Origin of the sequence: Providencia heimbachae ATCC 35613 (assembly GCF_001655055.1) — a bacterium.
Taxonomy (GTDB): domain Bacteria; phylum Pseudomonadota; class Gammaproteobacteria; order Enterobacterales; family Enterobacteriaceae; genus Providencia; species Providencia heimbachae.
In genome coordinates this window covers 1-16,340 of sequence record NZ_LXEW01000036.1, presented here as the reverse complement: position 1 = coordinate 16,340, position 16,340 = coordinate 1, and the positions used below count along the sequence as shown (strand labels likewise).

The 16,340-nt window shown below is 43.2% G+C and carries 10 protein-coding genes; 2 read left to right on the top strand and 8 right to left on the bottom strand.

Annotated elements, in window-relative coordinates; genetic code table 11:
* The first annotated feature begins 634 nt into the window (after positions 1 to 634).
* Both pepT and dcuC read left to right on the top strand, forming a co-directional pair.
* Positions 635 to 1,888, top strand: coding sequence for a peptidase T (gene pepT / locus M998_RS12480; RefSeq protein WP_068909133.1), 1,254 nt, complete (start codon positions 635 to 637; stop codon positions 1,886 to 1,888).
* Entirely contained in the window at positions 1,885 to 3,258 is a 1,374-nt protein-coding gene (dcuC, locus tag M998_RS12475; RefSeq protein WP_068438375.1) for a C4-dicarboxylate transporter DcuC, read from the top strand. Before pepT ends, dcuC begins: the two co-directional genes overlap by 4 nt.
* Positions 3,259 to 3,528: 270 nt before the next feature.
* Here the strand turns inward: dcuC and rpoC are convergent, their stop codons facing one another.
* The 8 genes from rpoC to secE form a co-directional block, all read right to left on the bottom strand.
* Positions 3,529 to 7,743, bottom strand: coding sequence for a DNA-directed RNA polymerase subunit beta' (gene rpoC / locus M998_RS12470; protein WP_068438379.1), 4,215 nt, complete (start codon positions 7,741 to 7,743; stop codon positions 3,529 to 3,531).
* A gap of 115 nt (positions 7,744 to 7,858) precedes the next feature.
* Positions 7,859 to 11,887 carry a DNA-directed RNA polymerase subunit beta gene (gene rpoB / locus M998_RS12465; protein ID WP_068438381.1) on the bottom strand — a complete coding sequence of 1,343 codons (4,029 nt, stop codon included), beginning with the start codon at positions 11,885 to 11,887 and terminating at the stop codon, positions 7,859 to 7,861.
* A gap of 355 nt (positions 11,888 to 12,242) precedes the next feature.
* Positions 12,243 to 12,608 (bottom strand): 50S ribosomal protein L7/L12, encoded by a 366-nt coding sequence (gene rplL / locus M998_RS12460; protein ID WP_068909131.1) that lies wholly within the window; start codon positions 12,606 to 12,608, stop codon positions 12,243 to 12,245.
* Positions 12,609 to 12,668: 60 nt separating this feature from the next.
* Positions 12,669 to 13,166, bottom strand: a complete 498-nt coding sequence (gene rplJ / locus M998_RS12455; protein ID WP_068909129.1) for a 50S ribosomal protein L10 — start codon at positions 13,164 to 13,166, stop codon at positions 12,669 to 12,671.
* Between the two features lie 327 nt (positions 13,167 to 13,493).
* Positions 13,494 to 14,195 carry a 50S ribosomal protein L1 gene (rplA, locus tag M998_RS12450; RefSeq protein WP_068438391.1) on the bottom strand — a complete coding sequence of 234 codons (702 nt, stop codon included), beginning with the start codon at positions 14,193 to 14,195 and terminating at the stop codon, positions 13,494 to 13,496.
* Positions 14,196 to 14,198: 3 nt separating this feature from the next.
* A complete protein-coding gene (gene rplK, locus M998_RS12445) occupies positions 14,199 to 14,627 on the bottom strand; it encodes a 50S ribosomal protein L11 (RefSeq protein WP_068438394.1) in 429 nt (142 codons plus the stop codon).
* A gap of 223 nt (positions 14,628 to 14,850) precedes the next feature.
* The gene (gene nusG, locus M998_RS12440) at positions 14,851 to 15,396 is read right to left on the bottom strand and encodes a transcription termination/antitermination protein NusG (protein ID WP_068438397.1); all 546 of its coding nucleotides are present in this window, start codon (positions 15,394 to 15,396) and stop codon (positions 14,851 to 14,853) included.
* Entirely contained in the window at positions 15,397 to 15,783 is a 387-nt protein-coding gene (gene secE, locus M998_RS12435; protein ID WP_068438401.1) for a preprotein translocase subunit SecE, read from the bottom strand.
* Positions 15,784 to 16,340: the final 557 nt, after the last annotated feature.

Here is a 16,340-nt window from a genome sequence, read left to right as displayed (position 1 = left end):
GTAATTATTAAGAAAGAAAGGATATATAAATTTATTTTATGCTATTAGGAAAATAAAACTCATGATTTAATTTCACACTCAATTACGCTTAGCTTTATTAAACACTAAAAATAGACTTAATATTGGTATTTATTAGTTACAAATAGAATATTGCTCTCTATTTTAGTTAAAGTGACTTTTTAAAAAATAACAAGTTCCATATAATGAAACATTCATTCGTTATTTATTAAATAGGTTAGTGATGATTTTTTATATTACCAGTATGTCATAAAGGTTTTTTAATATTAAATAAATGCTTTAATGATAAATTAGAATATTAACTTTTAAATTTAAGATAAGATGAAAATTATATTTAGATAACAAAAATATAATATGTATTACCCTATCATATCAAACAGTTAACAATTAAAATTTAGGGTAGGTTATTGTCAAGTAGTTTAATTCATTAAGCTAATAAAGCCATCGTTAATTATCAATTTTATACTCCCCGTAGCAATTCTTTAAAAAACTCAACAGGTCTGATATTTATTTAGCCCTTTTTCATGATAAAACAATATGGCTGAAATGAGATTACATTTACAGCCAAGACAAAAATATAAATCATTCATCATTATGATGTTGGAGAATGGAAAGAATGAATATCGTTGATCGTTTTATTTCTTACACCAAAGTAAACACCACCACTGATAGGGAAAAGGGCGCCGCAGGCATCATGCCATCGTCAGAAGGCCAGCGCGTACTTGCAAAACAATTAGTTCAAGAACTTGAAGCATTAGGCGTTGAAGACATTAAATTGCGTGATACCGCGATTGTTACAGCAACACTGCCTTCTAACCTTGATTATGATGTACCGACTGTCGCCTTCTTCGGTCACTTAGACACCAGTGCTGAGCAAACTAACGACACTAAAGCACAAATATTGCCTTATAACGGCGAAGATATTTGTATGAATAAAGAGCTCAATATTTACTTACGTAAAAGCGAGTTCCCTGAGCTAGAAAATTATCTCGGTGATGACATCATCGTTACTGATGGAACTAGCCTATTAGGCGCTGATGATAAAGCCGCCATCGCCTCCATCATGGATATGCTGCAATACTTCAAACAAAATCCAGAAATCAAGCATGGCACAATAAAAATTGGCTTTGTTCCAGATGAAGAACAAGGCCTTCGCGGTGCCAAAGTGTTTGATGTTAAAGAATTTGGCGCTGACTTTGCGTATACCTTAGATTGCTGTGGTATTGGCGAACTGGTGTATGAAAACTGGAATGCCGGTGATGCTGAAATTATCTTTACCGGTAAATCTGCACACCCAATGTCTGCCAAAGGTAAGCTTATCAACTCACTATTGATGGCTCAAAAATTTATTGCCATGCTCCCGGGCGGCGAAGCACCTGAATATACTGATGGCCGTGAAGGCTATTATTGGGTTAAACAAATGTCAGGTAACAGCGCACGTACTGTTTTAAAAATGGACGTACGTGATTTCACCGAAGAAGGCTACCGTGCACGTATGGCTTTCTTAAAAAAATTAGCTGAAAACTGCGAAGATTTATGGGGTAAAGAAAGCGTCGTTTGTAAATTATCAGACCGCTATTCTAACGTTTATAACAGCTTACAAGGTGAAAATCGCTATCCAATTGATATTGCGGTTGATGCTTATCAAGCCTGTGGCATTACACCAAAAGTAATCCCAATGCGTGGCGGTTATGATGGTGCGGCATTATCGCAAAATGGTTTACCTTGCCCGAATATCTTCACCGGTGCACATAACTTCCATTCAATTTATGAATATCTTCCAGTGAAATCTTTATATGCCGCTAGTGATGTCTTGAAGCAAGTAGTACAAATCACGGCAGAGCGTTTCAAACCGGGAGCTAAAGCATGATCCCAATTCTAACGGTTCTTATTATCGTTGTTTTGGTTGCTCGGTTTATTTTGAAAGGATACAAAGCCGAGCCGGTACTATTAATTGCCGGTTTAGCTTTAATGATATGTACCTTGGCACTTGGCTGGGGTCCTATTCTGCCTAAGAATGTAGCAACCACGGGTATTACTTGGCTCGATCCATTTGAAGTTATGCGCGATCTGTTCAGTAGTCGTGCGGCTGATCTTGGCTTGATGATCATGGCATTAATGGGCTTTGCGCAATATATGGATCATATCGGTGCGAATGAGGCCGTGGTACGTGTCGCCACTAAGCCATTGAAAAACATGCGCTCACCTTATGTACTGTTATTTTTCTCATTCCTACTCGCCAGTATTTTGCAGCTCGCTATTCCATCAGCCACGGGGCTTGCCGTGTTGTTAATGGGAACCATGTTCCCAATTATGATTGGGCTTGGTTTATCTCCCGCTTCTGCGGCAGGGGTAATCGCAACATCGCTGGGTGTGGCATATACCCCAACCGCAATTGATGCCATTCGTGGTGCAAAAGCCGTTGATATGTCAGTTGTTGAATATGTACTTTACTATCAAGGACCCGCAGCGCTTGCAACTGTTCTTGTTGTCGGTATTACCCATATTTTCTGGCAACGTCATTGCGATCGTAAACAAGGGTTTATTCCTGAAATAGGTAAAGCCGTTTTATCTCATGAAAAAGAAGAAAGTAAAAAATCCGTTCCTGGATATTATGCACTTCTTCCAATGCTACCTATCATTATGGCGGTCGGTACATCAAACCTATTCTTCAGTGGTATCCATTTAGATGTTGTCACTATTGTATTGATTGCAATGACCATTTGCATGGTGATTGAAACGGTACGAGTCCGTAACTTCAAGATTGTTTGTAATGGCTTCCAAACTTTCCTAAACGGTATGGGTCATGCATTCAGTAACGTTGTAGGACTATTAGTTGCTGCGGGTGTATTTGCTCATGGTATTAAAGTCAGTGGAGCAATTGACCAGCTAATACTGGGCGCAGAATCCGTTGGTCTACCACCGTTTGCAATGGCATTAGTTTTTGCTGTCGTTACACTTGCAGCGGCAATTATTATGGGTTCAGGTAATGCGCCATTCTTAGCCTTCGTGGAGTTGATCCCACAAATTGCACAAAGTATGGGCGTCAACCCAATCGCAATGATCTTACCAATGCAGCAAGCATCACATATGGGTCGAGGAATGTCCCCTGTCGCTGGGGTCATCATTGCCGTATCCAGTGGAGCAAAACTGCAACCATTCGATGTGGTGAAACGAACCGTTGTGCCATTGATGGTGGGTTTCGTCGCTCACTGCGCCATCATTGGCATATTCTATTAAAATATTGATGTTTCTTCCTTGAATGGATTGAGTAACAAAAAAAGAGGGAAAGCTATTTTCCCTCTTTTTAGTAATCTGACAAAAAAACATTACCAAAATTATATTTTAAATTCATATTCCTACCAAATATCTTCAGCCTATAAAACACACTCGATTACCCTCAAAATAATTATAAATTGTCAGACCGCCATGCTCGGTGCACCATAAAAAAAACCGGCGTCTTTCGACACCGGTTTCTATCAAGCTATTTTAGCTAAATCAGTATGCGTTCTACTTGCTAGAAAAGCCTGCATTTAACAGTTCAGCCAAGTTCGCTGTTGCTTCATCTGCGCTGACTTGTGGCGCTTCCACTACATCATTCAGATGACGACGACGGATACGTTCCTGATGATACGCAAAACCAGTACCCGCAGGGATCAGACGTCCAACAATAACGTTCTCTTTCAGACCGCGCAGTTCATCACGTTTACCTGCTACTGCAGCTTCTGTCAGTACGCGAGTTGTTTCTTGGAACGATGCTGCTGAGATAAAGGATTCTGTTGCCAGAGATGCTTTAGTGATACCCAACAGGTCACGAGCGTAATTCGCTGTGATCTTGCCATCAAGTTCCAGTTTACGGTTCGCAACTTTCACACGTGAATATTCAATCTGCTCACCTTCGAGGAAGTCAGAACTTCCTGCATCCGCGATAGTGACTTTACGCAGCATCTGACGCACGATAACTTCAATGTGTTTATCGTTTATCTTAACGCCTTGTAAGCGGTAAACTTCCTGAACTTCGTTAGTGATATAACGCGTTACAGCATGGACACCACGCAAACGCAGAATATCATGCGGAGATTCTGGACCATCAGAGACAACATCACCACGTTCAACGATTTCACCTTCGAACACGTTAAGCTGACGCCATTTAGGGATCATCTCTTCGTATGGTTCAGAACCATCTAATGGCGTGATAACCAAACGACGCTTACCTTTGGTTTCTTTACCAAACGAAATAATGCCGCTGATTTCTGCCAGAATTGCCGGCTCTTTCGGACGACGAGCTTCAAACAAGTCAGCTACGCGTGGCAGACCACCCGTGATATCTTTCGTACCAACAGATTCCTGTGGAATACGCGCTAACGTATCACCCGCATTGATAGCAATGCCATCATCTAACTGAACAATTGCTTTACCCGGTAAGAAATACTGAGTAGGCATGTCTGTGTTAGGGATCAGAACATCTTTACCATTTGCATCAATAACGCGCAATGCAGGACGTAAGTCTTTACCCGCACTTGTACGTTCAGCTGAGTCCAAAACAACGATTGACGACAGACCGGTTAATTCATCAGTCTGGCGAGTCATTGACTGGCCATCAAGCATGTCGGAGAAGCGGATAATACCCGATACTTCACTGACAACTGGCATTGTATGCGGATCCCAGTTAGCAACGGTTTCGCCGCCATTAACTGCCGCGCCATCACCTTTAGTTAGGTGCGCACCGTAAGGTACTTTATAGCTTTCTTTCGTACGACCGAATTCGTCAATCAGACGTAATTCTGTATTACGAGAAGTAATAACCAGTTTGCCTTCTGTATTTTTAACGTATTTCGCGTTAAACAGTTTCAGCGTACCTGTGTTACGTACTTGGATGCTAGATTCTGCTGCCGCACGAGATGCCGCACCACCGATGTGGAACGTACGCATCGTCAGCTGTGTACCCGGCTCACCGATTGATTGTGCCGCGATAACCCCGATAGCTTCACCTTTGTTGATGATATGACCACGAGCAAGGTCACGACCATAACAGTGAGCACACACACCAAAGTCAGTTTCACAACTTACAACAGAACGTACTTTAACGCTGTCAACTGAGTTAGTTTCTAACAGGTCACACAGTTTTTCGTGAAGTAAAGTATTACGTGGTACAAGAATGTCCGCAGTGCCTGGGTTCAGGATATCTTCTGCAGTCACACGACCAAGTACACGTTCACGCAGTGGTTCTTTAACGTCGCCACCCTCGATAACCGGAGTCATCAGGATACCTTCGTGAGTTCCACAGTCGTCTTCAGTAACAACCAAGTCCTGTGCAACGTCAACTAAACGACGAGTCAGATAACCGGAGTTTGCTGTTTTCAATGCGGTATCCGCAAGACCTTTACGCGCACCATGCGTAGAGATAAAGTACTGAAGAACGTTTAGACCTTCACGGAAGTTCGCCGTGATTGGTGTTTCGATGATTGAACCATCTGGCTTAGCCATCAAACCACGCATACCAGCAAGCTGACGGATCTGCGCAGCAGAACCACGAGCACCGGAATCGGCCATCATATAGATACTGTTGAACGAAACTTGTTGTTCTTCTATGCCATCACGGTTGATAACGCTTTCAGTCGACAAGTTTTCCATCATTGCTTTAGCAACACGTTCGTTTGCCGCAGCCCAAATATCGATAACTTTGTTATAACGTTCGCCAGCGGTCACAAGACCTGACTGGAACTGTTCCTGAATTTCAGCAACTTCAGCTTCTGCTTCGGCGATGATCCCTGCTTTTTTCTCAGGAATAACCATATCGTCGATACCAACAGATGCACCAGAACGTGCCGCATAGGCAAAACCAGTGTACATGATTTGGTCAGCAAAAATAACCGTTGGTTTCAGGCCCAGTATACGGTAACAAGTATTCAGCATTTTAGAGATAGCTTTCTTACCTAACGCTTGGTTAACCAATTCGTAAGGTAGACCTTTCGGTACGATCATCCATAAAATTGCACGGCCAACAGTGGTATCAACTAAACCAGTATTGATCGTAATATTACCTTCACTGTCTTTAACTTCTTCATTAATACGAACTTTTACTCGGGCATGCAATGAAGCATGACCTGAACGGTAAACACGCTCAGCTTCTTTAGGGCCAGATAAAACCATGCCCTCGCCTTTCGCATTTACACAATCACGAGTCATGTAGTAAAGACCCAATACAACGTCCTGTGAAGGAACGATGATAGGCTCACCACTTGCTGGTGACAGAATGTTGTTTGTTGACATCATCAACGCACGTGCTTCTAACTGAGCTTCCAGAGTCAGAGGAACGTGTACCGCCATTTGGTCACCATCGAAGTCGGCGTTGTATGCCGCACAAACCAATGGGTGCAATTGGATAGCTTTACCTTCGATCAAAATAGGTTCGAAAGCTTGAATACCCAGACGGTGAAGTGTTGGTGCACGGTTCAGCATAACTGGGTGTTCACGGATAACTTCATCCAAGATATCCCAAACTACAGCTTCTTCGCGCTCAACCATTTTCTTCGCAGCTTTAATGGTTGTTGCCAGACCGCGTAGCTCTAATTTGCCATAGATAAATGGTTTGAATAACTCAAGTGCCATTTTCTTCGGCAGACCGCACTGATGCAGACGCAGGTATGGACCCACGGTAATAACCGAACGGCCTGAGTAGTCAACACGCTTACCAAGTAAGTTCTGACGGAAACGACCTTGTTTACCTTTGATCATATCGGCCAAAGATTTCAGAGGACGTTTGTTAGAACCTGTAATAGCACGACCACGACGACCGTTATCTAGCAGGGCATCAACCGCTTCTTGCAGCATACGTTTTTCGTTACGTACGATGATATCTGGCGCAGCCAAATCCAGAAGACGTTTCAGACGGTTATTACGGTTGATAACGCGACGATACAGATCGTTTAGATCTGATGTAGCGAAACGACCACCATCGAGCGGTACTAATGGACGTAAATCAGGTGGCAGTACTGGCAGAACATTTAAAATCATCCACTCTGGTTTGTTACCAGACTGAATAAATGCTTCCAGTAGCTTAATACGCTTAGTCAGCTTCTTACGCTTGGTTTCAGAGTTAGTTTCGTTTAACTCTTCACGTAGCGTTTCACACTCGTTCGCAAGATCGAGGTTTTTCAGCAGTCCTTGGATGGCTTCCGCACCCATTTTCGCGTCAAATTCGTCACCGAACTCTTCCAGCGCATCTAAGTATTGCTCTTCTGTCAAAATCTGTGCGCGTTCAAGGCTAGTCATACCACCTTCAACAACAACATAAGATTCAAAGTACAGAACGCGTTCGATATCACGCAATGGCATATCAAGCAGCAAACCGATACGGGATGGCAGTGATTTTAAGAACCAAATATGTGCTGTCGGTGATGCCAGTTCAATATGACCCATGCGTTCACGACGAACTTTGGTCTGTGTAACTTCAACGCCACACTTCTCACAAATCACACCACGGTGTTTTAAACGTTTGTACTTACCGCACAGACATTCGTAGTCTTTTACTGGCCCAAAAATACGCGCACAGAAAAGGCCGTCACGCTCAGGTTTGAACGTACGGTAGTTAATGGTTTCTGGCTTTTTAACTTCACCGAATGACCATGAACGGATCATATCAGGTGATGCCAGAGCAATTTTGATCGCATCAAACTCTTCGGTCTTGGTTTGCGCTTTCAGAAACTTTATTAAGTCTTTCACAAAATGCTCCTGTCGGAGTTAGACCTATTAGGTGAGAGGTCAAGCCACTCTCCCCAAATCCCAGTACTTACATCGGCCGGAAGGCTGAAAATCAGACCTTCCGGCGCAAAACGAATTACTCGTCTTCCAGTTCGATGTTGATACCCAGTGAGCGGATCTCTTTCAGCAATACGTTGAAAGATTCCGGCATGCCAGGTTCCATCTGATGGCTACCATCAACGATGTTTTTATACATCTTAGTACGGCCGTTAACGTCATCCGACTTAACAGTCAACATTTCTTGAAGCGTATAGGCAGCACCGTATGCTTCTAGTGCCCACACTTCCATCTCCCCGAAACGCTGTCCACCGAACTGCGCTTTACCACCCAGCGGCTGCTGAGTAACCAAGCTGTAAGAACCAGTTGAACGGGCGTGCATCTTATCGTCAACTAAGTGGTTCAGTTTCAGCATGTACATATAGCCGACTGTAACCTGACGCTCAAACTTCTCACCAGTGCGACCATCGAACAGAGAAATCTGACCCGAGGTTGGTAAACCTGCCAGTGTCAGTAACTCTTTAATTTCTTTCTCTTTAGCACCATCAAATACTGGCGTTGCAATTGGCATACCTTTTTTCAGGTTCTCAGCCAAACGCAGAACTTCTTCATCAGAGAAAGTGTTCAAGTCAACTTTCTGGCGAGGGTCATCACCAAGATCATAGGCTTTTTGGATAAATTCACGCAGTTTGGCAACTTCTTCTTGCTGTTTAAGCATCGCATTGATTTTTTCACCAATACCTTTAGCAGCCATACCTAAGTGAGTTTCCAAAATCTGACCGATGTTCATACGTGATGGTACGCCCAGCGGGTTCAGAACGATGTCAACTGGGTTACCGTTTTCATCGTAAGGCATGTCTTCAACTGGGTTGATTTTTGAGATAACACCTTTGTTACCATGGCGACCCGCCATTTTATCACCCGGTTGGATTTGACGTTTAACAGCCAAATAAACCTTAACAATTTTCAGTACGCCTGGAGCCAGATCATCGCCTTGCGTGATCTTACGACGTTTCGCATCTAATTTTTTCTCAAAATCAGATTTTAACTCGTCATACTGTTCAGCTAACTGTTCTAACTGGTTTTGCTTCTCTTCATCAGGTAGAGATAGCTCTAACCAACGATCGCGAGGCAGTTTGTCCAGTTTTTCAGCTTCAATTCCGCCATTAATCAGAACATTACGAATACGTGCAAACAGGCCAGCTTCGAAAATACGTAGCTCTTCTGTTAAGTCTTTCTTCGCATCACGTAACTGAGTTTCTTCGATTTCTAGCGCACGTTTATCTTTTTCTACGCCATCACGGGTGAAGACCTGTACATCAATAATCGTACCGGATACACCGTTTGGAACGCGTAAAGAAGAATCTTTAACGTCAGACGCTTTTTCGCCGAAGATAGCACGCAGCAGTTTCTCTTCTGGGGTTAATTGAGTTTCACCTTTAGGGGTTACTTTACCAACCAGAATATCGCCACCTTTCACTTCCGCACCAATGTATACGATACCGGATTCATCGAGCTTAGAAAGTGCAGCTTCACCAACGTTTGGAATATCAGCCGTGATTTCTTCAGGCCCTAATTTAGTGTCACGAGACACACAAGAAAGTTCCTGAATATGAATGGTAGTAAAACGGTCTTCTTGAACAACACGCTCAGAAACTAAGATGGAGTCTTCGAAGTTATAACCATTCCATGGCATAAATGCCACGCGCATGTTTTGACCAAGTGCCAATTCACCGAGGTCTGTTGAAGGACCATCCGCTAACACGTCACCGCGTTCTACAGGCTCATTTAGGGACACACATGGCATTTGACTGATACAGGTGTTCTGGTTAGAACGTGTATATTTAGTCAGGTTATAAATATCGATTCCAGCTTCGCCCGGATACATCTCATCTTCATTAACTTTAATGACGATACGAGAAGCATCAACGTACTGAACAGAGCCACCACGTCTTGCAACAGCGGTAACACCTGAGTCAACAGCAACCGCACGTTCCATACCTGTACCGACTAATGGTTTGTCAGCACGTAAAGTTGGAACCGCTTGACGTTGCATGTTCGCACCCATCAATGCACGGTTAGCATCATCGTGTTCAAGGAATGGAATCAAAGACGCACCAACAGAAACGATCTGTTGTGTTGAAACGTCCATATATTCAACCTGTTCACGGCTGAATAAACTTGATTCACCTCGGTTACGACAGGTAATCAGTTCTTCGACAAAGCTACCATCTTCACCTAATACGGTGTTGGCCTGAGCAATGATGAAGTTACCTTCTTCAATTGCAGACAGATAGTGGATTTCATCAGTCACGAGACCGTCACGAACTAAACGATAAGGTGTTTCCAAGAAACCATACTCGTTGGTCTGTGCATAAACAGACAATGAGTTGATTAGACCGATATTCGGGCCTTCAGGAGTTTCGATTGGACAAACACGACCGTAGTGAGTTGGGTGAACGTCACGTACTTCAAAGCCCGCACGCTCACGAGTCAAACCACCTGGGCCTAACGCAGAGATACGACGTTTGTGCGTAATTTCTGACAGTGGGTTGTTCTGGTCCATAAATTGTGAAAGCTGGCTGGAACCAAAGAACTCTTTAACTGCCGCTGAAATTGGCTTAGCGTTGATCATATCCTGTGGCATCAATGCATCAAGGTCGCCCAGAGAAAGACGCTCTTTCACTGCACGCTCAACACGAACCAGACCTACACGGAACTGGTTTTCTGCCATTTCACCAACGGAACGAATACGACGGTTACCTAAGTGGTCGATATCATCCACTTCACCACGACCGTTACGGATTTCAATGAGTTTTTTCATTACCTCAATGATATCTTCTTTGCTCAGGATACCTGAACCTTCGATTTCTTCACGGTTTAGTGAACGGTTGAACTTCATACGGCCAACAGCAGAAAGATCGTAACGGTCTTCAGAGAAGAACAAGTTTTCGAATAGATTTTCAGCTGCTTCACGTGTTGGTGGCTCACCAGGACGCATCATGCGGTAGATTTCAACCAGCGCACCTAAACGGTCGTTAGTTGGATCGACACGGACAGTTTCGGACATGTACGCACCGTGATCCAAGTCATTAGTAAACAATGTTTCGATTGTTTTATGACCTGATTGGCTCAGACGTGCCAGCATATCCAATGAAAGTTCCATGTTTGCTGCACAAATCAGCTCACCAGTGCTTTCATCAATGTAATCTTTTGCTACCACTTTACCCGCGATGTATTCAACAGGAACTTCAATGCTGCTGACTTCTTCTTTCTCGAGTAAGCGGATATGACGAGCAGTGATACGACGGCCTTTTTCAATATAAACTTTGCCGTTTGCTTCGATATCAAATGAAGCAGTTTCACCACGTAGACGCTCAGGAACTAGCGTCATCATCAATTTATTATCACGAATTTGGAATACAGTTTTGTCGAAGAAAATATTCAGAATTTCTTCGGTGCTGTAATTCATTGCACGCAGAATAATGGTCGCTGGTAATTTGCGGCGACGGTCAATACGTACAAATAAGTTATCTTTCGGGTCAAATTCGAAATCAAGCCATGAACCGCGGTAAGGGATAATACGTGCGTTATATAACACTTTCCCTGATGAGTGTGTCTTACCTTTGTCGCTGTCAAAGAATACACCTGGACTACGGTGCAGCTGAGAAACGATAACACGCTCAGTACCATTGATAACGAAAGTTCCGTTTTCAGTCATGAGTGGTATCTCACCCATGTAGACTTCTTGTTCTTTGATGTCTTTAACGGTGCCTTCTGGTGCTTCACGCTCATAAACAATGAGACGCAGCTTCACACGCAGTGGTGCAGAATAAGTGATACCGCGAATTTGACATTCTTTAACATCAAAAACAGGCTCGCCTAAACGATAGCTGACATATTGCAGTTCAGCGTTACCACTATAGCTCTGAATCGGAAACACAGAACGGAAAGCAGCTTCTAGCCCATTCTGGCCGTTTGGATCTTGCTCGATAAACTTCTGGAACGAGTCAAGTTGGATAGAAAGGAGATAAGGTATATCCAAAACTTGTGGACGTTTACCAAAATCCTTACGAATACGTTTTTTCTCGGTATAGGAGTAAACCATCGGTTTCCTCAGCTCGTTGATCAGTGACCCAAGTTGCTCGCCTTAAGTTAAGAGGCGAACCGCAACGCGTTTTCTTAGAAATGGAAAATGAATACTTTCCTTAATACCCATTGCTATCACGCTTAAATCATTTCATTGTACACCTTGAGCTACCGAGCTACCCGAGTGGGTCGTAGCGAGGAATACAGTATATTAAGTCGTCAATAGAAAGAAGTATTGGAGGGTTTGTTGTTAACATTAAAACTGCGTGAAAAGCTGTTAACACCCATCACGCTTTACAGCGCAAAAAGGCTGGTGATTAAAAAATCACCAGCCGTCAGCCTAATTAAGTTAGGCTGCTAACTTGAATTTGAACTTATTTAAGTTCAGCAGTAGCGCCTGCTTCTTCAAGAAGTTTCTTCAGTGACTCAGCTTCGTCTTTGCTTGCAGCTTCTTTAATAGTTGCTGGAGCTGACTCTACCATGTCTTTAGCTTCTTTCAAGCCAAGACCAGTTGCGCCACGTACTGCTTTGATAACTGCAACTTTATTGCCGCCGATACCAGTCAGAACAACGTCGAACTCAGTTTGTTCTTCAGCAGCTTCAGCTGGGCCCGCAGCAACAGCAACAGCTGCAGCAGCAGAAACGCCGAATTTTTCTTCCATCATAGTGATCAGTTCAACAACGTCCATTACAGACATATCAGCAACTGCATCAAGGATTTGTTCTTTAGTGATAGACATAACAAGTGTTCCTAAAATTCAGAAATAGTTTATACGTTAAAAAGCAACGAAGGAAAGGGCTTATGCAGCTTCTTTCTGATCGCGCAGAGCAGCCAGTGTGCGAACCAATTTGCCTGCAGAGGCTTCTTTCATGGTTGCCATCAGGCGTGCGATTGCTTCATCGTAAGTTGGGAGTGTTGCCAGACGATCGATATCTTGTGCCTGGATTAACTCACCTTCAAAGGCCGCAGCTTTAATCTCAAATGCTGGATTCGCTTTCGCGAATTCTTTGAACAGACGAGCAGCAGCGCCCGGGTGTTCGTTAGAAAAAGCAATTAAGGTTGGACCGACAAACACGTCTTTCAGTACTTCGTAAGAAGTACCTTCAACAGCACGACGAATCAAAGTGTTGCGAACAACACGAATGTAAACGCCAGCTTCGCGACCTGCTTTACGCAGTTCAGTCATTTTTGCTACAGTTACGCCGCGTGAATCAGCAACAACTGCAGAAAGCGCGCCTTTGGCTACTTCGCTGACTTCAGCAACAATCGCTTGTTTGTCTTGAAGATTTAGTGCCATTAGCTTCTTGCTCCTGGATTAACCGGGAAATCCCCGGGGACTCACATCACTCATAGTACAACATTGTACCTGAGCGCTAAAACACGGTGAGCAGAAGCCAGAATAAATTCTTGGTATCTCTGTCACCGTCTACGCAGGTACGATTAAGTAGCAATTACAGAACTACACCTGCGGTCTTGGACGGGGTCTGGAAAGGCCAGACTCCATACCGAAATTTGTGGTTTGTTGAGCGCATTGCTACACTCAACAAACTCAAGGCGACAAATTTTATACAAATTTGCCGCAAAGGTAAAGCCTAATAACTAAAAAGCCGAGAGCTTAGCGTTATTAAACTGTTGCTGAAAGACCCGCTTGGTCAACAGCAACACCTGCACCCATCGTAGTAGACAGGCTAACTTTCTTGATAAAGATACCTTTAGCAGAAGCTGGTTTTGCTTTTTTCAGCGCAACTAACAGTGACTCTAGGTTCTCTTTCAATTGGTTAGAATCGAAATCAACTTTACCGATAGTGGTATGGATGATTCCGTTCTTGTCGTTACGGTAACGAACTTGACCCGCTTTAGCGTTATTAACCGCTTCAGCAACGTTTGGCGTTACAGTACCAACTTTAGGGTTTGGCATCAGACCACGTGGGCCTAGGATTTGACCTAATTGGCCAACAACGCGCATTGCATCTGGAGAAGCAATAACAACGTCGAAATCCATTTCACCAGCTTTAATTTTATCAGCCAGATCTTCCATACCTACCAGTTCAGCACCCGCAGCTTTAGCAGCTTCAGCGTTTGCACCTTGAGCAAATACAGCAACACGAACTGAACGACCAGTACCGTGTGGCAACACAGTTGCACCACGAACGTTTTGGTCAGATTTACGTGCATCGATACCAAGGTTAACAGCAACGTCAACGCTTTCTACGAATTTAGCAGTCGCTAATTCTTTCAGCAGAGCAATAGCTTCATTGATGTCGTACTGTTTAGTTGCATCAACTTTTTCACGGATGTTGCGCATGCGCTTATTCAGTTTAGCCATTGATTAATCCTCCACAACCAGGCCCATGGAACGAGCAGTACCTTCAATTGAACGCATCATAGCGTCAATATCAGCACCAGTCATGTCCGCGGCTTTAGTTTCAGCGATTTCGCGAATCTGAGCAGAGGTTACTTTACCTACTTTCTCTTTATTCGGTTTACCTGAACCAGACTTAACGCCAGCTGCTTTTTTCAGCAGAACTGCCGCAGGTGGGGTTTTAGTAACGAAAGTGAAAGAACGGTCTGCATAGACAGTAATAACAACAGGAGTTGGTAAGCCTTTTTCTAGGCTATCTGTTTTTGCGTTGAACGCTTTACAGAATTCCATGATGTTAACACCTTGCTGACCCAATGCTGGACCAACAGGAGGGCTTGGGTTCGCCATACCAGCTGCAACTTGCAGCTTAACGTAGGCTTGGACTTTCTTAGCCATGAATATTTCCTCTAGATGGGTGATAGCGCCTTATATTTAAAAGGCTCCCCGTTACATTAAACTGCCTCACAAAATGATACTTAATATAATTTTTCGACAATGAAGCGATAAACCATAAAATAAATGTTGCAAGACATAAAAAACTAAGGCGCGAAATTATAGTCAAATTTCACGCCTTTTGCAAGCCTATTTATTAACCGTTTAACGGTCAATTTTTTTGATGCTATGCTTTTTCTACTTGACCGAAATCCAACTCGACTGGAGTTGCGCGACCAAAAATAGAAACAGAAACTTTTAAGCGGCTTTTTTCGTAATCAATCTCTTCAACAACACCGTTAAAGTCAGCAAATGGACCTTCGCTAACACGAACCATTTCACCCGGTTCAAACAATGTTTTCGGACGTGGTTTATCGCCCGCTTGTTGTAGGCGATTCATAATCGCGTCGACTTCTTTATCGCTAATTGGCGCAGGACGATCGGATGTTCCACCGATAAAACCCATCACACGAGGTACGCTACGTACTAAGTGCCATGATTCATCGTTCATCACCATCTGAACTAAAACATAGCCTGGAAAGAATTTACGTTCACTCTTACGACGCTGACCAGCACGGATTTCAACAATTTCTTCTGTTGGAACCATAACTTCGCCAAAAAAGTCTTCCATAGCATGTAATTTGATATATTCGCGCAAAGATTGTGCTACGCGACCTTCAAAACCAGAGAATGCCTGAATGACATACCAGCGCTTTTTAGGTGAATCTGACATTTAGAATAACCTCAGGCTTGTAATAAATGAAACTAAACGCACTAGGATACCATCTAATCCCCACAGTATTAAGGACATAACAGCCGTTACTGCAGCAACAATCAATGTCGTTTGTAATGTTTCCTGGCGCGTTGGCCAAATGACTTTTTTCATCTCAACGCGGGCTTCACGCGCAAATGTCAGTGTTGCTTTACCCTTTGTTGTCCACAAAGCGACAGCACCTGCAGCAGCGACGATAACCACAACCGCGAAAGCACGTAGCGCGAGATTATATTGACGGAAGTAGTAATTACCCACTATCGCAATGATTAGTAAGGCACAGACAACAACCCATTTGAAGATGTCTGCACTGCGTCCACTTCCTTGAGCTTCGCTATTCGCACTCATAATTCAACCTGTTACCATGAAGTATGTATCAAGCCCGCTTGCCTTATAAAGGTAAGACAACCAGACCAAACCAATAGAATATGCCAACATATCCCTTAATTTACTACGAGCCAAGCCTGCGAAATCAGAAAGGGATATCAATGACAACGCCTGCGTTTTAAAGGCGTTTAGCCTTACTAATGGAGACTTTCGGTGCGATTTGCCCCGTAAAGATTATTCTATTAGTAGGTATTATCCATTTTCGCAGGTAATTTTCAGCATGCTCAGCAAATTTTTCAACCCGCTATTATGAAATATCAATTTCTTTTTGCGGCAGCGGTAAAATATACCATATCTTCCGAGCAAAACCTTAATAAATCTCATATAACTGTATAAAGCTAGCGATACAGTTATTATTCCGTTGTTTTAGAGCCTATCTCACCAATAATTATTACTCGTGATACTTCAAGAGGCAGCGTTGTCGACTACATGCATCTCGAATTATTTTAGTATCAAAACAATTGATGAGATAGGTTCTGAATTTTACAACGTATAAAAAGGGCATCAGATTGATGCCC